The following is a 22,448-nucleotide window of genomic DNA, read 5'->3' as shown; positions in this document are numbered from 1 at the left end:
CGCGATCACACCGATCCAGCGGTCCGGGACAACAGCTACAGTACCGCCGCATTCGTCCCGACATCGTGGCGCCGGCACCATTTCGTCACGCACCGACACACACTGAGTTCGGCGCCGATCCCAGCGCCGAACTGCAAAGGACGGGCCCGTGTGATGAACAGCTTTGATTCCGCGATCGTCGAATTCGCCTGCCGATGGCTGCCCTACGGCACTCCCCCGCCAGAGGAACTACTCACCCAATTCGGCATGACGAGTAGGAGATACGAGCAGCAGCTCAGCCGGATCCTGGACGACTATCCCTCGCACATTCCCCTCGACACGCGACGCAAGCTTTGGCTACACCTCGCTGAACGCCAAGCAGCACTGACACACGTGACGGCTTCCCCCGTGTGACATCGGCCTCCCCCTGCCAGGGGCTACGGCACCAGCGGCACACTCAACACGCACGATGAAGAAGGTCTCCCCATGAATTCTGTTGAACCGATCGTCGTCGTCGACGGCGCGAGGACCCCGATCGGCAGCTTCGGTGGTGCGTTCAAGGACGTGCCCGCCCACGAACTCGGTGCCACCGCCGCCAAGGCCGCCCTGGACCGTGCCGGGGTGGCGGGTGAGGACATCGACGAGGTGGTGATGGGCTGCATCGGTCAGGTCGGACCGGACGCCTACAACGCCCGCCGCGTCGCCCTGGCCGCCGGACTTCCCGAGAAGACCCCGGCGTACACCGTCAACCGGCTGTGCGGGTCCGGTCTGCAGGCGGTGTGGTCGGCGGCGCAGCAGATGCGCTGGGGTGGGGTGGACTTCGCCCTCGCCGGCGGCGACGAAAGCATGTCGCGGATGCCGTTCTACGACTTCTCCGCCCGCTCCGGCTACAAGCTCGGTGACCGCAAGCTCGTCGACGGCACCGTCGCGATCCTCACCGACCCGTTCGGTGGGGTGCACATGGGCCGCACCGCCGAGGCCGTCGCCCGCACCTACGGCGTCAGCCGGGAGCAGCAGGACGAGTTCGCCGTCGAATCCCAGCGCCGCGCCGCCTCCGACGCCGCGAAGGCCGCGTTCGCCGAGGAGATCACCCCGGTGCAGATCGGGGGCCGCCGCCCGAGGACGGTCGAGGTCGACGAGCACCCCAAACCCGACACCACCCTCGAGACCCTCGCGAAGCTGCGGCCGGTGTTCGAGGAGGGCGGGTCGGTGACCGCGGGCAACGCGTCCGGTATCAACGACGGCGCCGCGGCCCTGGTGCTGGCCACGCAGTCCGCCGCGCGGGAGAAGGGTCTGACCGGGCTGGTGACGCTCGAGGCCGTCGCGACGGCGGCGATGGACCCGGCGCTGATGGGGTACGCCCCCGTGTTGGCGCTGGCGAATCTGTTCGAGCAGACCGGCACCACCCCCGGCGACATCGACGTGATCGAGCTGAACGAGGCGTTCGCGTCGCAGGCGGTTGCGGTGATACGGGACGCGAAGCTGAACCCGGAGAGGACCAACCCGTACGGCGGTGCGATCGCGCTGGGGCATCCGGTCGGGGCGACCGGTGCGATCTTGAGCCTGCGCCTGGCGAAGGATCTCGTGCGCCGCGACCTCGAACTGGGCATCGTCACCATGTGTATCGGCGGCGGCCAGGCCCTCGCCGCACTCTTCAAGCGCATCTGAACGACAGGGGCGGTGACCGCGCGACGTCAGTCAGGTAGGGCCACCGTCAAGGCCTCGGTCACGCGGGCGGCGTGGGTGTAGATATTCATGGTGGTGCCACGGAGGAACCCGATGAGGGTCAGCCCGGTGTCGTGGGCGAGGTCGATCGCCAGCGACGACGGCGCGGACACGGCGGCGAGGATCGGGATCCCCGCCATCACCGCCTTCTGCGCCAACTCGAACGACGCCCGCCCGGACACCAGAAGCACCATGCCTCGCAACGGAACCCAGCCCTGTTCGATGGCCCAGCCGATCAGCTTGTCGACGGCATTGTGCCGACCGACATCTTCCCGTACCGCCAGCAACTGCCCGTCGGCGGTGAACAACCCGGCCGCGTGCAGCCCACCGGTGGTGTCGAACACCTTCTGCGCCGCCCGCAACCGGTCCGGCAGTCCCGCGATGGTGGTCGTGTCGACCCGCACCTGGTCGCTGGCCGGCGAATGCCTGGTGCGCTGCCGGATCGCATCGAGCGAGGCCTTCCCGCAGACGCCGCACGAGGAGGTGGTGTAGAAGTTGCGTTCGAGGCCGGTGTCGGGCAGGAGCACCCCGGGTGCCAGGTCGACATCGAGGACGTTGTAGGTGTTGACACCGTGGTCGTCGACGCTGTTGCAGTAGCGAATCGACGCGATGTCGGCGCGGTCGGCGATGATCCCCTCGGTCAGCAGAAACCCCTGCGCCAGTTCTATATCCGAGCCAGGGGTGCGCATCGTCACCGCTAGCGGCACCCGGTTCACCCGGATCTCGAGGGGCTCCTCGACGACCAGGGTATCGATGCGGGTGCGCCGCTGCTCACCGTCGATGCGGTTGACGGGACGTTGCGTCGTTACTCGGCCCACTGCGACCACCTCGCCGGCGCCGGTCGACTACGGACCGTGGCATTGGCCTCCTCGCGTGTGCCGGACGGTGAGTCGAAGTGGGGAGGGCGGCGTCCGACGTTGCGGACGAACAGGTAGATGAACGCCGCGAACGCGTGCAAGATGAGCGACAGCACAGTTGGCCCTTCTCGAGACCCCTCGTTGCCGGGGGCTCACATTGATGAAGTCAGACCCGATTCTCGAGGCGGATCGTGATCGCCTTCGACACCGGGGTGTTCGATGTGCGGGCCACGTGATCGAGCGGGATCAGCGGATTCGTCTCCGGATAATAGGCCGCGACATTCCCCTGCGGGGTCGGGTAGGGCACCAACCGGAAATCCTCCGCTCGCCGCTCCTCCACCGTCCCGTCCGGGGTCGACCATTCCGAGACCAGGTCCACCCGGCCCCCCGCCGCGTACCCGAGGGCGGTGATGTCGAGTTCGTTGATGAACAGCACCCGCCGTCCGCCCTTGACGCCGCGGTAGCGGTCGTCAAGACCGTAGATGGTGGTGTTGTACTGATCATGCGACCGCATCGTCTGCAGAATCAGCTTCCCCTGCGGGACCGGCACCCAGGACAGGTCGTTGACGACGAAGTTCGCCTTCCCCGTCTCGGTGACGAACCGGCGCTCATCCCGCGGTGGGTGCGGCAACCCGAATCCGTCGGGTTGGCGGACCTTGGTGTTGAAGTCCTCGAACCCGGGAATGACCCTGGCGATGGAATCCCGGATGCGGTCGTAGTCGGCGGTGAATTCCGCCCACGGCACCGAATGGTCCGGCCCGAACAACGCCAGCGCAACCCCGCACACGATGGCGACCTCACTGCGCAACTGGTCACCGGCCGGCGGCAGGCTGCCCCGCGAGAGGTGCACCATCGACATCGAATCCTCGACCGTGACCTGCTGCTTGCGACCGTTCTGGACGTCCTTGTCGGTGCGGCCGAGCGAGGGCAGGATCAGCGCGGTCCGCCCGGTCACCAGGTGCGACCGGTTCAGTTTCGTCGACACCTGCACCGTCAGCGCACACCCCCGCAGCGCGGCCTCGGTGGTGTCGGTGTCCGGGGTCGCGGAGACGAAGTTGCCGCCCATCCCGATGAACACCGACGCCTTCCCGTCCCGCATCGCCCTGATCGAGTCGACCGCATCCAACCCGTGTTCACGCGGTGACCGGATGCCGAATTCGGCGTCGAGGGCGGCCAGGAACGATTCGGGCATCTTCTCCCAGATGCCCATCGTCCGGTCGCCCTGGACGTTGGAGTGCCCGCGGACCGGGCATACCCCGGCCCCGGGTTTGCCGATCATTCCGCGCATCAGCAGCAGGGCGACCGCGTCCTGGATGGTGGCGACCCCATGGGTCTGCTGCGTGAGGCCCATGGCCCAGCAGATGATGGTCTTCGTCGAGGCGATCAACGTAGCGGCGGTGGCCTGGATCTGTTCGAGGGTCAGGCCGGTGGCGGCGATGACGGTGTCCAGGTCGACGGTGTTGCGGATGTGGGCGGCGTAGTCGTCCCACCCGGCGCAGTGCTCGCGTAGGAAGTCGTGGTCGAGGATTGTGCCGGGGGCGGCGTCCTCCGCGTCGAGGACCAGTTTCGCGAGCCCCTGGAACAGGGCCTGGTCGCCGCCGATCCGGATCTGCAGGAACTCGTCCGCGATCTGCACGCCGTCACCGACGACGCCGTGCACCTTCTGCGGGTCCTTGAACCGCAGCAGCCCGGCCTCGGGGAGCGGGTTGATCGCGATCACCTTCGCCCCGTTGGCTTTCGCCTTCTCCAGGGTCGAGAGCATCCGGGGGTGGTTGGTGCCCGGGTTCTGGCCGGCGATCAGGATCAGGTCGGCGTTCTCCAGGTCGGGGACCGACACCGAGCCCTTCCCGATCCCGATCGTCTCCACCAACGCACTACCCGACGATTCGTGGCACATGTTCGAGCAATCCGGCAGGTTGTTCGTCCCGAACGCCCTGATCATCAGCTGATACACGAACGCCGCCTCATTGGAGGTGCGCCCGGAGGTGTAGAACACCGCCTCGTCCGGCGACCCCAGACCCCGCAGCTCCCCCGCGATCAACGCGAACGCCGCATCCCACCCAATCGGCTCGTAATGCGTGGCCCCCGGCAGCAACACCATCGGATGCGTCAGCCGGCCCTGCTGCCCCAACCAGAACTCGGTCCGACCCAACAACTCCGCCACCGAATGGGCGGCGAAGAACTCCGGGGTCACCGTCCGGGTCGTCGCCTCCTCCGCGACCGCCTTCGCCCCGTTCTCACAGAACTCCGCATGCTTACGGTGCCCCGGAGTCTCCGGCCACGCACACCCCGGACAGTCGAACCCGTGCCGCTGATTCAACCGGAAGAAGGTCCGCGCCGTACGCACCGGACCCATCTGCTCCACCCCACGCCTGAGCGACACCAACACCGCAGGAACACCCGCCGCATAGGACTTCTCGTGCGTGACGACGACATCGTCCTCGTCGATATCGGGCATGTGGTGGGGCATGTCAGCGCTTTCGTTGAAGGCGGCCAAGAGAATGGGAGTCGGGACCGGGCGACTAGTGGACGGAAGCGTTCGAACGTCGTCTTCGTTCACGCCGCTCCAGCAGCTGCTCGTGCAGTGTGGCCCGGTCACCGGGTGCGAGATGACGGGAGGACACACTGCCGAGAATTCTGACGAGGTGCTGATCGAATCGGAGTTCCGTCATACCGAAGTCGACCAGGATTTCTTCGGACGGAGGCCCTCCATACGGCAACCAGCGACACGCGACTTCGAGGATCGTCGAATCCTGACCGTCCACACCTTCTACCCCTCAGTCCTCCGCGAGCCAACGCCGACTCGCCGTTCGATCCACCGATGTTGCCGCGTGACATCATTGCCCTGGCATCGTTGCCGGAACTGTCGAACACACAGCCCTCGGAGGCCACGGCGAAGTCGGTTAGTCGGAACAGAGCGCGACACCGCTGATCTGGGTCGAAACGGAGATGCTCCGGTAGACGCGATATCTGCGTGTCCAACGCGTTCTACCTCTACCTGCGCGACCCGGACGGGCACCGAATCGAGAGCTACACCCAGGACTATTACACCGGCGACCCGGACAACCGGGACTGCACCCACCCTGACATGGGACGCCCACGACAATCAGCGCCGCGACTGGTGGGGAACGGCTGTAGTTCCCTCCTGGTACAGCGACGCCTCCCCGGTTCTTGACCTCGACGGCCACATCCAGGAACTCGTCCAACGCGATGATCCTTCCGAGGCGGCGGTCACCATCGGTGCCGACGGATTCTCCTACACACGCACCAACGAACTCTGTGAGTTCAAACTGGGTGAGCAGGTCTGTAGCCAGTTCTGGGCGCTGCCAGCAGGTTCTATTACCACTGCTGGCGGCACCCTCACCTCACCTCCCCTGCACATCCGACACTTAGAGTCCGATTCTGCGGCACCCGGGCAACTCATTAGGCCTCAAGCTGCCAAGAGGCGAAGCTATCCGCTGCGTCGGGACTAGTTCTCCGTCAGTCGATTTCGGTGCGGTCGAGGATGGTAAGTAGGTCGGCGAGGAGTTTGTCGGCTTCGTCTTCGATGCCGTCGAGGATGTCGGTGACGTCCTCGAGGTGGGTGTGGGCTCCTCGGCGGGCGGCGATACCGCGTTCGTAGTAGCCCTGATCCAGCTCGATATCCACAACGGCCTCGACCGGTGCGTCCTCGCCTGACTTCGTCGGGGGCTGCCTGGTTGGAGGCCGCTTGTGTACCGGTGCCTGCCCGGCCAGGTGTGCCCGGACCAGGCTGGCGATGGAGTGCCCGGTCAGCGGAGTCGGGTCGTAGGGGGTGTGGCCCCACTGGTCGATGGGTGTGAGTAGTGGTTGTTCGTCGCGGCGCGCGCTGTCCGCGAAAGCCGATAGGCTCGCACCTTTGTCGAGGCGGCCGGCGAGGAGTTGGGTGCTCGGATACTGGTCCAGGAAGCCGAGGACCTCCACCCAATTACGATACACGGCAATAGGTTCGATACCGGATTCGGCGTCGACACACACCCAGCTCTCCCCCACCCTGACGACCAGCGCGTCACGCTCGGCGGTGATATCGGTGCGCCGCAGTCGGGCGATCTCCTCGAAGCTCAACCCGGCTGCGGCCAGAGTGAGGATGAGGGCGTCGCGGCGGCCGAACAACCCGCCCGGCCACCCGGTCACCGGAAGCCGTGGCACCACCTGCGCCACTCGCTCCTCCACCCGGGCCAACCGGTCCGCACGCGCAATGCTGAGCAGCTGCCGGATCGCCTCCGCGCGACCCGGCGCCGGCAACCCAGCCCCAGCGTGGACAGCGTTGACCGCGGCGACCCGGCGACGTTGCGTCCCGTCGGCCGCCGGGTGATCGGCGAGAAACTCCGCCAACACCGACGGATGCGCCGGCAGAACGCGGTAATCGCAGGCCTCGCACCAGTCGGCGAACAGCGCCCAGTCGTACCGATACCGACGGGGCACCACCGGGTCCGTGCTGTTACCCACCGATGGTGTGCTGGTGGCGGAGTCGACGTACACGGTCAGAGGCCGATCTCAGTGACTGCGTTTCCAACCAGGGGTGCGTGTTCGCGGGCGTAGAGCTCCACTGTCGCAGGGTTGGTGTGTCCGGTCTGCCGCATGATGGCGTGCGCGTCGGCGCCGTTGCGGAACGCCTGGGTGACGAACCCCGCCCGCAGCGAGTGGCCACCGAGCTGGGCGACGAGGTTCTCGTCGTAGCCGGCCGCGGCGGCGCGGCGGCGGATCGCCGCGTGCACCGACGCCCCCGACAACGCGGTGTCGGACAGGTTGCCGTTCTTGGCGATCGCCCGGAACAACGGTGCTCGGGCCCGCATCCGCGGCAACCCGGTTCGGCAGACATGATGCTCGAACGGTGAGGCAGTGCGCAGCAACCGGATCACCCCGGGTCGGGCGGCGATGTCGTATGCGGCGACGACCTGCGCCCACCGCACGTACGCGCACGGTGGGCAACTGTGATGGCTGGTAGTGAACGGCAACGCCCGCACCGTCCCGATCCCTTCCTGGTCGGTCTTCGACCGCCGCAATCGCACGTGCACCCCGTCGAGCCGGTGCACGGTGACGTCCCCGCAGGTGAGATCAACGAGTTCGCTGCGCCGGAAGGCGCCGGCGAATCCCATCAGCAACAGAGCGGTGTCGCGGCGTTCGTGTACGTCGGCCGCCCAGCCGGTAACAGCTTGCCGGGCGGATCGGACGATGGTGACGACGTCGTCGACCAGCAGCGGAGCCCGGGGATTGCGGGGCCGGTCTCCGTTCGAGGCGTAGTCGCGGCGGATCCCCGACAAAGTGGAGCGCACCAGGTCATGGGTGTGCGGGGTGGGGTGGCCGGCGGTGCGGTGGTAGTGGCCGATGGCGGATACCCACCGGGCCAATGTCATCGGCGCGTACGCCCGCTCCCCGGCCGTGTCGTAGGTGTCGGCGGCGTCGACCAGGTAGGCGGCGACGGTCACCGGGTGCGCCGGCAGCGCGGTGTGCCCGTGCGTGGTGCACCAGGCCTGGAAACGTCGCCAGGCCGACGCATACGTGCGGCGGGTGCCCTCGGCGCGGGAGGTGGACACCGCCTGTGCGATCCGGGACACCGTCGCCTCCGGCAACACCGGTGCACTGGCCCACTCCGACACGGTCGCAGCGGTCACGTGCGGCGGGGAGGTCTGTTCGATCGTCACAGCTCTCGAATCTACCGGCCGCCACCGACAAGCCACGTGCCGAAAACATCGCACGACGTGGCATTTTCGCCAAACAGAACCGTGCTCGCGCGATGATGTCCGCCCGGGTTAGTCACCGCGGTAACAGCAGCTTTCCGCCTGCAGGAGGAAGATTCGATGGATCCACCACGTGCTCGCCCGGAGTCGCCTCCCGACGAACCGTGGGGTGTGTGGCCGCCGAACGGGTCGTGTACACGCAGTCCTGGCTGCAGATTCATTCGAATCGGCAGCCCGGCCCCTGACCGACCGCATCCCCCCGTCGGCCGTCGGGGTCGCCTACCCCGCGCGGGCTGTATCCCTCCAGATTCCGCATGGGCCAGACGACGCCCATTCCCCACCCGATGCGCCGGTGATCAGCCGGTGGGGCGCATCAGTTGCCACCCGCGGCGCGCGGCAACGAGACCGGACATCGCGCCGAGGACCGCGCTGATGATCAGGCCGGCCGCGAGAAACGGGATGGGGTTCACCGATTCCATCTGCCCGGTGGTCACGTCGGCGCCGAGTGGTTCGTAGCCGGCGGTGTAGACGTGCACCGGGTACGACAGCCACCAGGCGAACAGGCTGGTACACACCAGGCCTGCACCGAGTCCGAGGGCCGTTCCGATCAGTATCAGTGTTCGCACAAGATCAACTTCGCGAACGCCGGCTGTGCTGTTACCGAGCCCGCCAGGGTGCCGGCGCGTCACGGCCATTCACCATCGGGCGCGCTGGCCGGGAGTCCGGAATCAGAATCACTGCGTCGGCATCAGATGTGATGAGTCCGGACAATCGAGCGCCTCGCCAGTTTCACTGAGTCGTCCGCCACCTGCACTGAGCCGGGAAAGCCTCCACCTGCACGAAATCCACGGTCGAGGCGCTCCGGTGGCGTGGCGTTCTGCAGAGAAAAAAGTGTGGTCACCTGCTCTTTTCAGAGAGACATTGCGGAAATGTTTTCCTACAGCACCGACCCCGCACAAATCATGAGTGACGCGGCGATCTGGTGAGTACCTCTGTACTGACTGAGATGCCGGGGTCACTGCGACCGGCCGCCTTCACGACCAGCAGCACGCGCAATCTGACGTACCCGCTCCCTTGTATACCCAGTCCGACGCACAATCTCCGCCTGGATGACCCCCTCATCAAGCGCACCCACGATCGCGGAATGCAACTCGGCGCGCGCTTCCTCAACCGCCGCCAAAGCAGCATTGAAATCGGCAACGGCACGGTCCAGTCGATCCATGCTCGAAAGCCTATCCGGGTAGGTGCACTCGTTTGGCCAACCAGTTTTGCATCAATAGCCAAATAGACTTGGCATGACAAACCCATTTGGCATACTGTGGACTTCATGCCAGCGAAGATCCCCCGCACTCGTGCACAGGCAGGAGGGGAACCCATGGCCGTCGCAGCACACGACGTCGACCACAGCGCCCAACTCGCCTGTAATGCAGCTATCGACCTCGCCGACCAACTCGACGCATTGGTCCGCTACAACCTCCCTAACGACATCACCACCGCTGCGAGCACCGCCCAACACATCGCCGACCTCCTGAAGGTCGCCTGCCAAGTCGCCTTCGCTTACCACCACGCGATTCCCGCCCCCAAAGACGCATTGAAGTACTACGCCGTCGATGAACGGTGCGACCTGCGCGCGATCCGCAGACATAGCCTTTTCGCATTCCGCTCCGGCTACGACGCCCACCGCAGCTTCAGCGACATCCCCTCCATCGCTCACCGACTCCGAGCGAAAACAACTGCGCCACCCTCGTAGGCCCCCATCGCCATCGACTCTGTACGAACTTCGATGACGATCCCTGCTCTTCGACACTTTCCCTGAACCCCGCCTTGTCGTACCCACACGTAAGGATCACCTTCTATGCCTGCCCGCGTCATACCCGGCCGAACCGATCTCGCGACGCTCCGGCCGGAGGTCGCGGCCGAATGGCATCCCATGAGGAACACGCGGCAGCCGTGCGAGTTCAGTCCTGGCAGTGGTTTCCGCGCCTGGTGGAAGTGCGATCAGGGGCACGCTTGGGAGGCCCCAATCAAGAAGCGAACCGTCGGCCGAGGCTGCCCCGTCTGCGCCGGCAAACTGGTCGAGATCGGGACCAATGACCTCGCCTCTCTGCACCCCTCGCTCGCGCAAGAATGGGACATCGTCCAGAATGATCGCGGCCCCACTGAAGTCACCCCCGGAAGCGGATACAGGGCACATTGGGTCTGCCGACAGGGCCACCGGTGGTCCGCGCCCGTCGTGCAACGAGCTTCAAAGCGATGCGGTTGCCCTGTGTGCTCCGGACGAGTACCAGACCCCGGAGAAACAGACTTCGCAACAACACATCCAGACCTTGCAACCGAATGGCACCAGGATCTCAACCTCACACGTCCGGAGCACGTCAAGGCCGCCTCCACCAGAATGATCTGGTGGAAGTGCGCTCACGGTCATGCCTGGCAAGCCATGGTTCGCACCCGAGTACGAGGAGTTGGTTGCAAAGTCTGCTCACAGCTCGCACGAAAGGCAAAGAGAGAAAAAGAGCAAGCAAGCATCAAACGCCGCGGACGGGTGTCTGTTGCCGAAACTGATGTTGCAGCCCACTGGAGCACGCGCAACGAGTCCCCTGCATCAAAATTCGCACGCATGAGCAACCAGAAAGCTTGGTGGACTTGCGACCTCGGACACGAATATCGCGCGACAATCGCCCATGTGACTGGTGGTAGCGGATGCCCATACTGCGCGGGGCAGCGAGTTCTCAAAGGCTTCAATGATCTACAAACGACGCATCCTGCGGTCGCCGCAAGTTGGCATCCCGAACGCAACTCGTTGTCGCCTACCGAAGTCACCAAAGGTTCAATGACGAAGGTGTGGTGGCGATGCGAACTCGGCCACCAGTGGGAATGCTCGACTAACAACCGCATCACGAGCGAACGAGGATGTGCGGTCTGCTGCGGTATCGTCGTGCTTGCCGGTTTCAACGACCTGGAATCGCAGCGCCCCGACGTGGCAAAAGACTGGCATCCACGCAATGAACTCAAACCTTCCGATGTTCATCACGGCAGTGACCGAAAGATCTGGTGGATGTGCTCGCTAGGCCACGAGTGGCAAACCAGTGTCCACAAGCGGAGTGGTGCCGGCCAAGGTTGCCCGATATGCGCGAACCGACAGGTGCTTCACGGGTTCAACGACCTGGCCTCAAACCATCCACACTTGTTGGCCGAGTGGATGTTCGACCGCAATCATCCGCTCTTGCCAACTCAGATAACGAGCGGCTGCAATAGGCGCGTGTGGTGGCAATGCAACAAAGGCCACCAATGGTATACCAGCCCAAACAAACGAGCCCACGAGAACCAGGGATGCGCGCGATGCGTTGCTAAGAACACGTCTCGCCGCGAAGCGGCCGTCTGCAGCAGAATCGCCACCCACTTCTCCATACCGTATCTAGGGCCAACAAGCATTCCGGGTGCACGCGGCCAAGTCGATCTGCTAATTCCTGATCTGCGAACGATCGTGGAATATGATGGCTGGTACTGGCACAAAGACCGTCTTGAACGAGACATTGCAAAGACCAACACACTGATGTCGATCGGATACAGCGTCATCCGCATTCGGGAGATCTACGCCAGCAAGCAACTCCCGGAAACACCAGGGTTACTTATCTACGCACAGTGGAATGAGCCGCCGACCAGTGTTGCATCACAGGTGATCCGCATAATCGAGGGACCATCGATGAACACTGTCAGTTCGGAGTGACGAGCACTTGCAACTCCCCGATCCTTTGTTGGTAGTTAGATGTCAACGGAACAGGTATAACTCCCCCTGCTCCGAAACCGGGCCCCGTTGCAGTCCAGGTGACAACCCATGCCGAGGTTACCGAAACCTTGAAGGTTCCGCCAGGTTCCGAGATCGACGTCTTCTCTATGTGATGTCCGCAAGTCGGTGACGGCATGCCACTCGGCGGTGTGAGCGGACTTGCGTCAACGATGTCGGTATACGGCGTGAATGGAAGTAGCGCACCCGGGCATACGGTCGGAAGTGATTGATCGCCCCAGTTGACGATAATTGAAGTGTTGACAGCGTTGGCTGTCACGAGGGTACCTCCTGGTCCGGGGACAACTCTATTGACCGGACCCATCGTCGACTCGCGAGGTTCACAGAGCCATGCCCACGCGTATCTACCGACTAACCCGGTGCGGCCGCCTGGGAAGTCAGCGGGCTCTGGCGTCCAGCACATCGGCGGTTCTTCAAGCTGCATGCCTGTGATCGCAATACCCACTGTGTTCATGACTTCGGCCATGCTGACGGGAGTCGCTGGCATCCCCACATTCGGACTCAACGGCACGCAGTCCGTGAATCGGCCGCACGCTTTCAGCTGTTCCCGAACTGGAGGACCTGAGGGAGCGGCAGCAAGATCGCCGCCACCATAACCAGTTTCACCAGTGCCCGCCGCGCTGGGGCCCCCTCCAGAAGCACCTGAACCGCCGCTGGGTTCAGGCGAGCTAGAGGGCACCTGGATGTAGCCACCTTGGACGGTCACGTTCGCCCCGCCCGGCGCCACAGATACGTCTGCTCCACCTCCACCGACACTCGGCTGGGCAGAACCAGTCTGATTGCCTCCAATTAGGACTCCGGATACCAGGGAAGCAGTCAAGAATGCTCGCGCTACTGGTCGCATGAGGGCACCTTTTCGACTGTTTGGCTCGTGACACGCCAGCCATTCGCATCCGGCCAAGCGGGATTCCGAACTGTGATTGCCGTGGCTTCAAACCGACCGCGGTCGGGCTTCATAGCACTCGTTCCATCCGGGTAGGAAGTCGTCCAACCGGAGATGTCAGTGCACGCCCGAACGTGTACCCAAGCAGGCTCCGGGCGAGATTCACCGTCGTTGTCCACAGGCACACTCAGGTCCGATACCGACGATGCAACAACGGTAATCGCTCCTGAGCTCGTGATTCCTTGCGAACGACGAAGTGTGATGTCACCTACCCGGCCAGCCAGGACCGGATCTGCAGCCACTGCATTTATCGTATCTGTGGACGCGCCGGGATCCGCTTCAACGCTTCCCAACACCGCGTAGAAGTCGTTGACCTTGGCGAGCGCCTGTTCACGTGCCAACTCGTCAGGAGTCTTGTTCGACATGTCCGCGCCGTCGGGACCCTCGAACGCCGGGTCACCGGTGGCAGTGAGCTCTACCGTTGGATCCGCCGCGCCGGTGTCAGAGCAGGCGGTCGCGCCGACCAATAGGGTCGTGGCAGCCAAGGCGGCGACGGCGGTTCGGCGGATGGTGGTGTGTGCCATAGTCGTATCTCCTAGAAGAGTCCGGCGTTGCAGGGCGTACCGGGCAGTGTGTAGTCGGCTGTGACTCTCCATCCTGCTGGGTCGGGCCAAGCGGTGTTCGTCAGGATCGGCTTCCCGAGCTCGAGAACGTCGGTAGCGGGGGCGAGGCAGACGTCCATCTCGATGGTCGCGGTGCCGGGCGTAGGGATGCCGTTTTCGTCGATCGGGATGTTGTGGCGGGTGATGGTGTTCTTGAGAACCTTGATCTCGCCTGCGTTCGCCTCGATGCGATGGGCGGTGATGTCCCGCTTTGTCGATTGGAGGAAGTTGCCGGCTGCGACATTGTCGAGATCTGCGGGGTTGGCGGCGGGATCGGCACTCAGTCGCGCGAGCACCGTGTAGTACTCGTTGACCTTCACCAGTGCGGCTTCACCGGCCTGTTGCTCGGGGGACTTTCCGGAGCCGGGCGGTCCGGTGAACGTGGGTCCGGTGCTGGTTTCGAGGGTGACCGGTTGTGGGGTCAGTATGCTGCAGCTGGCTGTCAGGTACATCGCGGCAGTGAGTGTCGCCAGTGCGGCGATGCGGCGCGTCATGATGCTGCTCCGATCCGGTAGTGGCTCCCGTAGGTGGAGTCGAGCTGACTCAAGAGCATCTTGGTTTCGTGTTCGGGCTCTTCTTCGAGTGCGTCGAGCTCGGTGATCATGCGATCGATCAACCTTTGGGTGGTCTCGGTGTCACCCGAGAAGTGGGTGGCGATGATCGCCGCACGCCAGCACCCTTCGTGGACAATGTCGACCTTGAGGCCCGTCTCCGCGGCGGTGTGTGCAGCCGCGAGGTCCTGGGGAACTTGTTGGCCGCGGATGTAGCGGGTGGCGAGTTCCTCGGCGACATCGGTGATGGCGGAGATCATGTCTTGTTTGGTGTGGTCGGCCCACCCGTAGGCGGTGGGGTCGTCGCTACTGAAAGGTTGGCCGGTGACCAGGGCTAGTGCGGCGGATAGCCGGGTGGTGTCGACGTCAGCGGGATGGGCGTTGACGAGTTCCTGCCAGTAGTCCCAGTCGGTCGTGACGGCGTCGTGGAGTCGTTGCGGGGTCCGGCCGGTTCGATCTCCGGACTTGATGAGGGCGGGTTCACCGGTCTCGGTGTCACCGAGCCACTTACGTAGGCGAGAGAGCGCTTCGTTGCGGCGCCGGCGGAGCCGGGCTTTCGCTTCTTTCTCCTGCTCGGCTGTGCCGGTTCTGGCGGCTTCGACGTCATGGGGCCAGATTTTGCTGTCGATGTCCGCGGCGAGGACTCCGCCATCAGAGGTGATGAGAAGCGCGGCGATTTCGGTCAGGCTCTTCTCTCGGCCTTCGGCTGGCCCTGGTGACGGGGGTGTGACGGCGGGTTCGCCGAGCAGCCTGATCCAGATGTGATCCGCCTCCGGCAGCTCGCCTTCTGCGGTGATCTCATCCGAATCGGACGGCTCTGGGCGGTCGACGGCGTGGTCGAGGTCATCGCTCCCGACCACGCTGAAGGTGGCGGGATCGGAGCTGGTGATGAACTCATAGGTCGAGATGTCATTGTCGAGACGGGCTGCTTCCCATCGAATGTCAGGGTTATCGCCCGTGTGGGCGATGCGAGGTTCGCGTGAGGTGGTGGTCAGGAGGTCTAGGACGGACGCGTAGCTCTCCTCGTCGAGGGTGGTCACTGTGATGCTGGCCGACGCGATTCCTGGACGAGCAAGGACGGCCGAGCCGTTGTCGTCGACCTCGAGGGTCCATGTGGCGTTGGTATGTGCGCTTTCGGTGGTCACTGCGGCGAACGCGATTCGGGGTGCGTGTCGTGCGATGCCAGCGAGTAGCTCGGCCTGTGCCTCGGTCACCGGATCGGCGATCAGAACGATCTCGGGTGCGGTCAGCTCGCTGGTGGTGTACGACGTGCGTGCCTGCGCGATTGACTCGATGTCGTTGTCCGCGAGGATTTCGGAGTCGAGTTCGAGGTGATTGGCGAGTGTCGTCAGTACCGTGTCGGCGTCCTCGGAGTGGGTGATGCGGCCGTTGTCGATTGCCTCCGGCAGGTCGGCGCAGTATCCGACGAGGTTGAGGTGGAGGCTGTCGGCGATGGGCGAGACTGCGAGTTCGACGGCGAGCGCACGCAGCACCCCGGCTGTTGCAGTCGGGGTGCCGCTGATGGCGAGGTGGCCGATCTGTTCGAGGTTGAGCAAGAGGTCGCGACCGTCGTCGCTGGTTCCGACTGCCGTCAGTGCCGGGTACGGACTGATCTCGGCCTCGGGAACGCTGCGCGGAAACGCTCTCGGGTCTACTGCCCAGGTGGTGTCGTCGATCTGTGTCCACGGCGCGGGGAGTGAGACCTGTTCGACGAGTCCGAGCTCGATGTCGTTGTCACCGACGAATACCGTCAGCAGGCCCGGCAGAGCGGTACCTGTGGACCTGCAGTGGTGCGCGAGGTGCCGCAATGCGATGTCGACGTGGGTGGTGGTGAGCGGGTCAGCGGCGGCGGTGAGTGCGTGCTCCGTCTGGATCGCGGTTTCGGCGGGAAGGGCGATGCGCTCGCCGCGGCGGCGGCGGTGTTGTTGCTTGCGGCGACGAAGTGCGAGATGCCCCGTGAGCCCAGCTGCGGCAACCGCTGAGATTCCGAGACCGATGAACACGACGTCGGATGAGCCGTCCTCGGTATCGGTTTCTGCCGGCGCGTCATTAGTGAGGAGGTCGGCAGGCAGTTGGGGTTCGACGGGGTCGAGTTTCCAGTTGGGGGCGACATCCACAGGCGCGGGCGCCGGAGCGGGAGCAGCTTCCGGGGTCGGAGCGGGAGCAGGGGCAGCTTCCGGGGCAGGAGCGGGAGCCGGAGCCGCATCGGCCGGCGGCACCAAGGCTGGCGCCGGCGTAGCGTCAGCCGCCGCGGAGGCGGCGGTGGGCATGATCAATTGCTGGCCGACCGTGATCAGCTCGCCAGCCGGGGTGCCGTCGGGAGTCGTGATCTCCTTGAAACGCAAAGGATCACCGAGCTCGCGCTCGGCGATATCCCACAGGGTGTCGCCCTGTTTGACCGTATAGGCGCCGCGTATCACCTCGGGCTGGGATGCGGGCAGCTGCAGGGTCAACCCTTCGGCCAGAAACCCTGGCTCGGGGACAGCAGTCCGGTTGAGGGCCAGGATCTCGGCGTAGCGGCGGCCCTCTCCGAGATGCTGCTGGGCCAATCCCCACAGGGTGTCTCCCCGCACGGTCGTCACTGTCGCCCCCACCGGTTGTACCGCCGGACGGGTAGCCCGCGGATCCACCTGCGTCTGCGGTGACGCGCTCGGATCTTCCTGCTGCGAGTGCGGCGCGTACGGAGAGGTGCTTCTCACGTCCGCAGGCTGGGTCAGGACGGGTGCGGCGGTGGCGGTTCCGGCGGTCAGGAGCAAGAGAGCGCCGCCGACGAGGAACGTCGCCGTCCGCTGTTGTGAGCGAAGAAGGCGCAGCTTCGGCGCTTTGACGCCACGCAGTGTCGCGGCGAGTTCGAGCAGAATCGGGACGGTGAAGGTGGCCCAGGCCGCCCAGCCAACAAGGGGAAGAAGGGCGATGAGAAGACTGCCGTCATCTGGACTCGCGAGCAAACCTTCGAAATCCGACCACGGTATGTCGAGCGGATTGCCGCGCAGCGCCCAGAGCGCAGCCGGGATCCCGGCGACAAGCAGCACCAGGATCAGGAGGTAGCCGAGTCCGGCAAGGCGGGACCGAACGGCGTTTGCGCTCACGGTATGTACACCTCCCCGGCGTTGGTGCGGTTGAGATTCACAGCGGCCGTACCGACGAGCAGTTTCGTTCTGGGGTATGGCAGAAGTTTCGAGTTGTAGACGATGCGGGTCGTGATCAGGAGGGTGCGCGGGCCGGTGGGGATCACGTCGCCGTCGACGCCGGCCTCGAACAGGTATCTCTTGGCGGCTGCCGTCGCGCGGACCGGGTCGACGACCGTGTCGATGCCGCGGGCGCTCACCGAGCCGATGATCTGCTGACCGGCTGCTCGGGCGGCATCCTCGGCGACGTTGTCGGCTCGCTGGTCAGCGGTGAGCATGCCGCCACCGTCGACGATCAGTCCCCAGACGAAAAAGATCAGGACAGGGGCGAAGACCACCGTCATCAGGGTGACGGCACCCTTGTCGCGGTGCTCCTCCGGCAGTCGGGAGGCGAGTCGCTTACGCAGGGCGTTGGTCATCGTGTGCGCTCCCGGTAGGTATCGATCGGCGAGATTGCGGTAGCGGTGACGGTGCGGGCGCCATTGACTCCGGGCCATCCAAGAGCGTCGAAGGAGACCTGGCAGGTCACGGTGACCTCGACCGTGGCGGGGACACCAGGTCTGGTGCGGAATCCGCTGGTATCGGCGTTGACGTTCATGGTGGCGCACTTGAGACCTTGTCCGTCCATGCTGCCGGCCGCTGCTTGGTACGCCAGAGGGGTGGCCGTGGCGATGGTGCGGGCGAGTGAGGCTGCACGGGCACCCTCGGTGGCGGCGTGTTCGACCTTCTGGTGCGCCTGTCGGTTGACGCCGTACGCATACATCCAGCCCAGGAGCAAGATCAGGATGACAACTGCGAGGCACAGCTCGATCGTGACGTCGCCCCGGTCATCTCGGTGGGCGCGGGATATCCATCGGGTGAGTCTCATCCGATTCCTCCCGGGTTGGTGACGCGTTCAGTCGGTTTGGTGTGGTTGACGACGATGGGGAATTCGAGGCCCGGGACGAGGGACGGGGCCTTTCCGGTGATGTTGACGGTTGTTTCGCGGATGTTCTTGCTGACGAGGACAACCGGGATCTGCAGGTCACCGGTGCCTGCCTGGGCGATGCAGGCATAAGCGGCAGCTGTTCCTAGCGCTTGGTTGCCGTACTGGGATCTCGTGTTCTTCAGTGCCTTTTCGGCGCAGCTGTTGGCGACGTCGCGGCCGTGGAAGAACAGGGCGGTTTGCAGCAGGACCGAAAAGATCAGAAGGAATGCGACCATCGCGACGACCGTAACGAGCGTCGCCGGGCCTCGGTCATCGCGGCGCCATCGGTCGATCAACTGTTCCGGTGTGACCATGGTCTGCTTTCCGATTATTGTTGGACGGCTGGCTTTTCAGGACGGAATAGGGATATACGGCCACGGCCAGGAATCGATTCCGAGCTGCACAAGCACCGCAGCGACCGCCACCATCGCAGCGGCCTGGAAGGCCCTCACGAGGTATGTCACGTACTCACCGTCTCTCCAATCGATGCAGCGCTGTCTGATTTCAGTCGGGGATCGCGTTTGCGCGGGACATGATCTTGCGGACGACGATCGCACCGGCTGCGGCGGCGGCTCCGACCACCAAGACGGCCAGGAAGACGTATTCGAGGGTGGAGGGTCCGCGGTCTGAGTCTTTGCCGCCGGCGCGGTGGAGGAGGGTGCCGGCCAGTGCGGCGACGAACATCATCGTGAGGCTGATGTAGGAGGTCACGGCCTCGCGGGCGGTGCGCCGGGTGGCGGTAGCGACGGTGGTGATGCTCATGGTGGGCTCCTTGTGGCTCGGTCGATGTGTAGCAGGTCAGCTGGACTGGATGATCGTGGCCGGTGTGGTCTGGGGGTCTCGCTCCTTCGCGGCGCCGGCGGGCACCATCGAATCGGACTAGCCGGTGATGATGGTCAGTGCCGGGATGAGCAGCAGCATGATGAATAGGCCGGCGAGTCCGGCCAGTGGCATAGCCAGCTTTTCGGTGGCCTCCGCTGCCGCACCTTGTTCTGCGCTGGCCTGAGCGGATCGCAGGCCCGCGGCCTTTGCCCGCAGTGATGTGTAGACGGATGCGCCTTTGTCTCCGGTCATGTTCATGATGTCGGCCAGGTCGCCCAGCTCGGTCAGGCCGAGCTCTTGGGAGACGCGTGTCAGGGCATTCCATGGGGCTTCGCCGGAGCGCCCGGCTTCGTACAGTTCCTCGTCGAGACGTAGGAACACCCATGAATCTCCCACCTGTGCAGCGCGCTCGAGGCTCTGGGTGGTGCCGATGCCACCGCGTCGGCACAGTGCGACGAGATCGATGTAGGAGCTCAGCGCCTGCGCGAATTCCGCTCGCGCCGCGGTTGCCCGGCGCCGGATCTCGATGTCGGGGATGAGGAAAAGCAGGAAGGCGGTCGCAATCGACAGGATGGCCGGGATGGACCATCCCAGGCCGACCCCGAATGCAGTCAGGACCAGGTTGAGGAATGGGAAGATGAGCAGTCCGAGCAGTGCTGCGACGAGCTTTTCCCCGAGTACGTGGGCGGGATCTCGGTGCAGCAGGGCGAGATCAGCGTTGGGGAGCGTGAAGAATTTGCTGTCCTGCAGGTAGGGGTGGACCCGGATGCCGAGTTTGTTCGCCATCCCGTCGATCAGGGAGGTTCCAGTTGTCGCTGTGCGCTCCGGGGCCGGTCCGGACAGGCGCGCCATGGCATCGCTGAGTGCGGGTTGTGCGCGCATGATGTAGAGGGCAACCAGGTAGATGCCGATTGTTCCGACGCTCGTGTAGAGGATGACCGTCATCTGAATGCTCATCGCTGCGCTCCTACGAGGTCGGTGCGGTTGACGCGATCATTGGTGCCGATAAAGCGGGGGTAGGTCGGCGGTTTGGTGGCCTGCTTCATCCAGTACAGGTCGGCCGCGAACAGGGTCAGCAGGATCAGTAGCACGATCTGCATTCCGCCCGACTTGTACGGTTCCATGAAGTTGGTGAACAGGAACGCTGCCGCGAGTGTTGTGATTGCGATGATGGTGACCCATTTCGCCTGTGTACGGCTGGATTTGCGGTCGGCCTCGGTGCGGCGTCGGCGCGCGACCATGTCACCGACGTCTTCGGCGAGGCCTTCGAGCACGGCCGCAAGTCCAACGCCCCGCAGTTGCATGCTCAGAAGCAAGGCTCCGCAGATCTTGTCGCCGACGCTGTCGTTGAGGTCCGATGCGAAACGAGTGATTGCATCCACCGGAGGGACGTTGTTGCGCAGGCGGCTGATGAACGCTGTGATCTCCTCCCGTAGTGCCTCTGGGATCGGAGTGGAGATGATGGTGTGCTCGATTCCCGAACCAGCCTTCATGCTGCTGGACAGGTTGCGGGCCCACTCATCCATGGCCGCCAGCCGACTGATCTGCTGTTCTGCTTCGGGGCGCCCGAGCAGGTACGGCAAGCCGACCAGCAGCGCCGGGACCAGAAAGAGGGTGAAGAGCCATCCCGAGAGGGACGACACGACGATGCCGGCGGCGAAGCCCACGACGAGCAGGATCTGGGTGCTACGCGGGATCTTCGATGAGCTGGGGCGCCGGCGCTGACGGGTGGGCGCGGTGGGATCGCGGCGGTCTTTCCATCCGATGACGATGCAGGCGACCCCGGCGCACAGCAGCAGTACCAGGAAGATGCCGATCTGCTGATACATCACGCCACCTCTTCATCATCGTAGAGGTCGCGTTCTTCGTCGAAGTGGCGAAGTCTGTCGCTGGGGAGGTTGATTCGCTTGAATCCGCCGGCGAGCAGCTGGCGGAGCAGAGGTTGTGGAATCGATCCGAATTCTCCTGTGCCGTCCGAGTATCCCCGGTAGATCGTGGAGAAGGACGGCTTCTTGTCGTCGCCGGGCTCGACGTAGACGACTTCGTCGACGTACCGGACCGAGGTGCGCGACCCTTCGCCATCGACGCGGACCTTCGTGCCGAGTTGGACGATCAGGTCGATGTGCTCTGCGAGCTGGCGTTCGACGTAGTCCACCGTCGCGTTCATCGGGGGTTCGGTCGCCAGGTTCACCAGACGGTCGACGACACCGCGAGCGGTGTACGCGTGCGTCGTGGATAGCCCTCCTCTGGCCGTCTGCAGTGCCTTGAGAAGAGCGAGGATCTCGTGACCGGCTACCTCACCGACGATCATGTAGTCGAGCTGCTGTCGCACGAACTCGTACAGGATGTCCGAGAGGGTGTAGCTGCCGGCGAGCTCGCCGTCTGCACCGCGTTCTCCGCCACCCAGGATCGTCTCGGCGTCGACCACGAAATCCTCGCGGCCAGGGAGTTCGTCGATGAACAGTTCCCGCTCGGTTTCCGCGATTCCGATTCGCGTCTGCAGAGGAAGCGCATTGGCCAGTGCACGCGTGAAGGTCGTTTTTCCGAAGCCCATTCCGCCACCGGTGACCACCGAGGCACCGCCGCGGACCGCGCACGAGAGGATGGTCGCGAGCTCGATCGGCATCATCCGATGTTCGACGGCGAGCTGATCGAGGGCGATGTTCTTGAGGCGGTGGATGCGGATTGCCACCGAGGGGCGTTTGACCGAGTAGCCCATGACCGACAGTCGGTGGCCTCCGCGCATTGTCAGACGCAGCGACGGATTGAGCCGGGAGAAGGGCCGACCGCCGTTGTCGGCGCGCGAAGCCAGCAGTCCCATCCACTCGAGGAGCTCCTCGGGGGTGTCGACCACTGGGTCGCGGTGTTCATAGTGTCCGTCGGGGAACTTGACGTAGACGGCCGCACCGTTGAGGAAGATGTCGGTGACGTGCGGCTCTTCGACGAGTTCCTGCAGCGGGCCCAGGTTGAACTGCGCGTCGAAGATGGCCTTGATCAGGGCTTCTTCTTCGACGATTGTGAAGGCTTCCCCACCGGAGTTGATGGTCTTCTGGACGTGGTTCTTGACCAGGCCGGTGATCGTCTCACGGCCGAACTCGCGTTCTTCCTCCTCAGTGAACGGAGCGAAGTATTTGCCGGCGTTCTTTGGGTCGTGGCGCTCGCGGTCACGCGCTGACCGGTAGTCACGCAACAGTTCCGCGGCTTCTTTCTGCAGAGCGCGGACCAGGGCGCGATCGACCTTGACCTTCGCGGTCGTCGGGACGGGCCGGGGCGCCGTGCCGAGGTGGCCGGTGGTGGTGGGCGGGGGGGGGTAGGGGTTGCGGATCGGGGGGAAAGGGTAGGTGTGGGGGTGGGGGGTTTACGATAACGA

The 22,448-nt window shown here is 64.6% G+C and carries 21 protein-coding genes and 1 pseudogene; 5 read left to right on the top strand and 17 right to left on the bottom strand.

The window, feature by feature from the left end; translation table 11 throughout:
- Positions 1-153 precede the first annotated feature (153 nt).
- Both ACFTZB_RS19410 and ACFTZB_RS19405 read left to right on the top strand, forming a co-directional pair.
- Positions 154-393 (top strand): hypothetical protein, encoded by a 240-nt coding sequence (locus ACFTZB_RS19410; RefSeq protein ID WP_378433581.1) that lies wholly within the window; start codon positions 154-156, stop codon positions 391-393.
- Between the two features lie 72 nt (positions 394-465).
- Positions 466-1,647 carry a thiolase family protein gene (locus ACFTZB_RS19405; protein ID WP_378433580.1) on the top strand — a complete coding sequence of 394 codons (1,182 nt, stop codon included), beginning with the start codon at positions 466-468 and terminating at the stop codon, positions 1,645-1,647.
- Between the two features lie 26 nt (positions 1,648-1,673).
- Here ACFTZB_RS19405 and fdhD read toward each other — a convergent pair whose 3' ends face one another.
- The 3 genes from fdhD to ACFTZB_RS19390 are packed head-to-tail and all read right to left on the bottom strand — an operon-like array spanning position 1,674 to position 5,019.
- Complete coding sequence (gene fdhD, locus ACFTZB_RS19400) at positions 1,674-2,522, bottom strand: formate dehydrogenase accessory sulfurtransferase FdhD (protein ID WP_378433579.1); 849 nt, start codon at positions 2,520-2,522, stop codon at positions 1,674-1,676.
- On the bottom strand, positions 2,510-2,677 hold the full coding sequence (locus ACFTZB_RS19395; protein ID WP_378433578.1) for a hypothetical protein: 168 nt from the start codon (positions 2,675-2,677) through the stop codon (positions 2,510-2,512). The genes fdhD and ACFTZB_RS19395 overlap by 13 nt, the downstream gene beginning before the upstream one ends.
- A 50-nt stretch (positions 2,678-2,727) precedes the next feature.
- The gene (locus tag ACFTZB_RS19390; protein ID WP_378433577.1) at positions 2,728-5,019 is read right to left on the bottom strand and encodes an FdhF/YdeP family oxidoreductase; all 2,292 of its coding nucleotides are present in this window, start codon (positions 5,017-5,019) and stop codon (positions 2,728-2,730) included.
- A gap of 516 nt (positions 5,020-5,535) precedes the next feature.
- On the opposite strand from ACFTZB_RS19390, the pseudogene ACFTZB_RS19385 reads away from it, so the two are divergent.
- Positions 5,536-5,860 (top strand): annotated as a pseudogene (locus tag ACFTZB_RS19385) (3,4-dihydroxyphenylacetate 2,3-dioxygenase); the annotation flags it as partial.
- Positions 5,861-6,041: 181 nt separating this feature from the next.
- Here the strand turns inward: ACFTZB_RS19385 and ACFTZB_RS19380 are convergent.
- The 4 genes from ACFTZB_RS19380 to ACFTZB_RS19365 all read right to left on the bottom strand — a co-directional run bounded on the left by ACFTZB_RS19380 (position 6,042) and on the right by ACFTZB_RS19365 (position 9,482).
- Positions 6,042-7,028, bottom strand: coding sequence for a hypothetical protein (locus ACFTZB_RS19380; RefSeq protein WP_378433576.1), 987 nt, complete (start codon positions 7,026-7,028; stop codon positions 6,042-6,044).
- 35 nt (positions 7,029-7,063) lie between these two features.
- A complete protein-coding gene (locus ACFTZB_RS19375; RefSeq protein WP_378433575.1) occupies positions 7,064-8,224 on the bottom strand; it encodes a site-specific integrase in 1,161 nt (386 codons plus the stop codon).
- A 392-nt stretch (positions 8,225-8,616) separates the two neighbouring features.
- The gene (locus tag ACFTZB_RS19370; protein ID WP_378433574.1) at positions 8,617-8,886 is read right to left on the bottom strand and encodes a hypothetical protein; all 270 of its coding nucleotides are present in this window, start codon (positions 8,884-8,886) and stop codon (positions 8,617-8,619) included.
- 389 nt (positions 8,887-9,275) lie between these two features.
- A complete protein-coding gene (locus ACFTZB_RS19365; protein WP_378433573.1) occupies positions 9,276-9,482 on the bottom strand; it encodes a hypothetical protein in 207 nt (68 codons plus the stop codon).
- 153 nt (positions 9,483-9,635) lie between these two features.
- On the opposite strand from ACFTZB_RS19365, the gene ACFTZB_RS19360 reads away from it, so the two are divergent.
- Together ACFTZB_RS19360 and ACFTZB_RS19355 are read left to right on the top strand one after the other, a co-directional pair.
- Positions 9,636-10,010: a hypothetical protein gene (locus ACFTZB_RS19360; RefSeq protein WP_378433572.1), complete on the top strand. Its 375-nt coding sequence runs from the start codon at positions 9,636-9,638 to the stop codon at positions 10,008-10,010.
- Between the two features lie 105 nt (positions 10,011-10,115).
- Entirely contained in the window at positions 10,116-11,987 is a 1,872-nt protein-coding gene (locus ACFTZB_RS19355; RefSeq protein ID WP_378433571.1) for a zinc-ribbon domain-containing protein, read from the top strand.
- A 909-nt stretch (positions 11,988-12,896) separates the two neighbouring features.
- Here ACFTZB_RS19355 and ACFTZB_RS19350 read toward each other — a convergent pair.
- The 10 genes from ACFTZB_RS19350 to ACFTZB_RS19305 all read right to left on the bottom strand — a co-directional run bounded on the left by ACFTZB_RS19350 (position 12,897) and on the right by ACFTZB_RS19305 (position 22,268).
- Positions 12,897-13,532 (bottom strand): hypothetical protein, encoded by a 636-nt coding sequence (locus tag ACFTZB_RS19350; RefSeq protein WP_378433570.1) that lies wholly within the window; start codon positions 13,530-13,532, stop codon positions 12,897-12,899.
- Between the two features lie 11 nt (positions 13,533-13,543).
- On the bottom strand, positions 13,544-14,104 hold the full coding sequence (locus ACFTZB_RS19345) for a hypothetical protein (RefSeq protein WP_378433569.1): 561 nt from the start codon (positions 14,102-14,104) through the stop codon (positions 13,544-13,546).
- A complete protein-coding gene (locus ACFTZB_RS19340; RefSeq protein ID WP_378433568.1) occupies positions 14,101-17,250 on the bottom strand; it encodes a LysM peptidoglycan-binding domain-containing protein in 3,150 nt (1,049 codons plus the stop codon). The genes ACFTZB_RS19345 and ACFTZB_RS19340 overlap by 4 nt, the downstream gene beginning before the upstream one ends.
- Complete coding sequence (locus tag ACFTZB_RS19335; RefSeq protein ID WP_005560298.1) at positions 17,247-17,708, bottom strand: TadE/TadG family type IV pilus assembly protein; 462 nt, start codon at positions 17,706-17,708, stop codon at positions 17,247-17,249. The genes ACFTZB_RS19340 and ACFTZB_RS19335 overlap by 4 nt, the downstream gene beginning before the upstream one ends.
- Positions 17,705-18,157, bottom strand: coding sequence for a hypothetical protein (locus ACFTZB_RS19330; protein WP_378433567.1), 453 nt, complete (start codon positions 18,155-18,157; stop codon positions 17,705-17,707). The genes ACFTZB_RS19335 and ACFTZB_RS19330 overlap by 4 nt, the downstream gene beginning before the upstream one ends.
- On the bottom strand, positions 18,154-18,492 hold the full coding sequence (locus ACFTZB_RS19325; RefSeq protein WP_244163443.1) for a hypothetical protein: 339 nt from the start codon (positions 18,490-18,492) through the stop codon (positions 18,154-18,156). Before ACFTZB_RS19325 ends, ACFTZB_RS19330 begins: the two co-directional genes overlap by 4 nt.
- 268 nt (positions 18,493-18,760) lie before the next feature.
- The gene (locus tag ACFTZB_RS19320) at positions 18,761-19,018 is read right to left on the bottom strand and encodes a hypothetical protein (protein WP_124390652.1); all 258 of its coding nucleotides are present in this window, start codon (positions 19,016-19,018) and stop codon (positions 18,761-18,763) included.
- 117 nt (positions 19,019-19,135) lie between these two features.
- Positions 19,136-20,035 carry a type II secretion system F family protein gene (locus ACFTZB_RS19315; RefSeq protein ID WP_378433566.1) on the bottom strand — a complete coding sequence of 300 codons (900 nt, stop codon included), beginning with the start codon at positions 20,033-20,035 and terminating at the stop codon, positions 19,136-19,138.
- The gene (locus tag ACFTZB_RS19310) at positions 20,032-20,907 is read right to left on the bottom strand and encodes a type II secretion system F family protein (RefSeq protein WP_378433565.1); all 876 of its coding nucleotides are present in this window, start codon (positions 20,905-20,907) and stop codon (positions 20,032-20,034) included. Before ACFTZB_RS19310 ends, ACFTZB_RS19315 begins: the two co-directional genes overlap by 4 nt.
- The gene (locus ACFTZB_RS19305; protein WP_378433564.1) at positions 20,907-22,268 is read right to left on the bottom strand and encodes a CpaF family protein; all 1,362 of its coding nucleotides are present in this window, start codon (positions 22,266-22,268) and stop codon (positions 20,907-20,909) included. The genes ACFTZB_RS19310 and ACFTZB_RS19305 overlap by 1 nt, the downstream gene beginning before the upstream one ends.
- Between the last annotated feature and the right edge of the window lie 180 nt (positions 22,269-22,448).

This window comes from Rhodococcus sp. NPDC057014 (genome assembly GCF_042673295.1).
In the GTDB taxonomy this organism is placed as follows: domain Bacteria; phylum Actinomycetota; class Actinomycetes; order Mycobacteriales; family Mycobacteriaceae; genus Rhodococcus_F.
The sequence above is the reverse complement of the archived record's forward strand: the minus strand, read 5'-3'. Positions and strand labels throughout refer to the sequence as shown.

Bases quoted from the DNA above. Each gene is read 5' to 3' on its own strand.
- ACFTZB_RS19405 (WP_378433580.1), top strand. From the start codon at position 466: ATGAATTCTGTTGAACCGATCGTCGTCGTCGACGGCGCGAGGACCCCG.
- ACFTZB_RS19310 (WP_378433565.1), bottom strand. From the start codon at position 20,907: ATGTATCAGCAGATCGGCATCTTCCTGGTACTGCTGCTGTGCGCCGGG.
- ACFTZB_RS19325 (WP_244163443.1), bottom strand. From the start codon at position 18,492: ATGGTCGCATTCCTTCTGATCTTTTCGGTCCTGCTGCAAACCGCCCTG.
- ACFTZB_RS19335 (WP_005560298.1), bottom strand. From the start codon at position 17,708: ATGACCAACGCCCTGCGTAAGCGACTCGCCTCCCGACTGCCGGAGGAG.
- ACFTZB_RS19355 (WP_378433571.1), top strand. From the start codon at position 10,116: ATGCCTGCCCGCGTCATACCCGGCCGAACCGATCTCGCGACGCTCCGG.
- ACFTZB_RS19410 (WP_378433581.1), top strand. From the start codon at position 154: ATGAACAGCTTTGATTCCGCGATCGTCGAATTCGCCTGCCGATGGCTG.
- ACFTZB_RS19390 (WP_378433577.1), bottom strand. From the start codon at position 5,019: ATGCCCGATATCGACGAGGACGATGTCGTCGTCACGCACGAGAAGTCC.
- ACFTZB_RS19350 (WP_378433570.1), bottom strand. From the start codon at position 13,532: ATGGCACACACCACCATCCGCCGAACCGCCGTCGCCGCCTTGGCTGCC.
- ACFTZB_RS19315 (WP_378433566.1), bottom strand. From the start codon at position 20,035: ATGAGCATTCAGATGACGGTCATCCTCTACACGAGCGTCGGAACAATC.
- ACFTZB_RS19360 (WP_378433572.1), top strand. From the start codon at position 9,636: ATGGCCGTCGCAGCACACGACGTCGACCACAGCGCCCAACTCGCCTGT.
- ACFTZB_RS19320 (WP_124390652.1), bottom strand. From the start codon at position 19,018: ATGAGCATCACCACCGTCGCTACCGCCACCCGGCGCACCGCCCGCGAG.
- ACFTZB_RS19365 (WP_378433573.1), bottom strand. From the start codon at position 9,482: ATGGATCGACTGGACCGTGCCGTTGCCGATTTCAATGCTGCTTTGGCG.
- ACFTZB_RS19345 (WP_378433569.1), bottom strand. From the start codon at position 14,104: ATGACGCGCCGCATCGCCGCACTGGCGACACTCACTGCCGCGATGTAC.
- ACFTZB_RS19330 (WP_378433567.1), bottom strand. From the start codon at position 18,157: ATGAGACTCACCCGATGGATATCCCGCGCCCACCGAGATGACCGGGGC.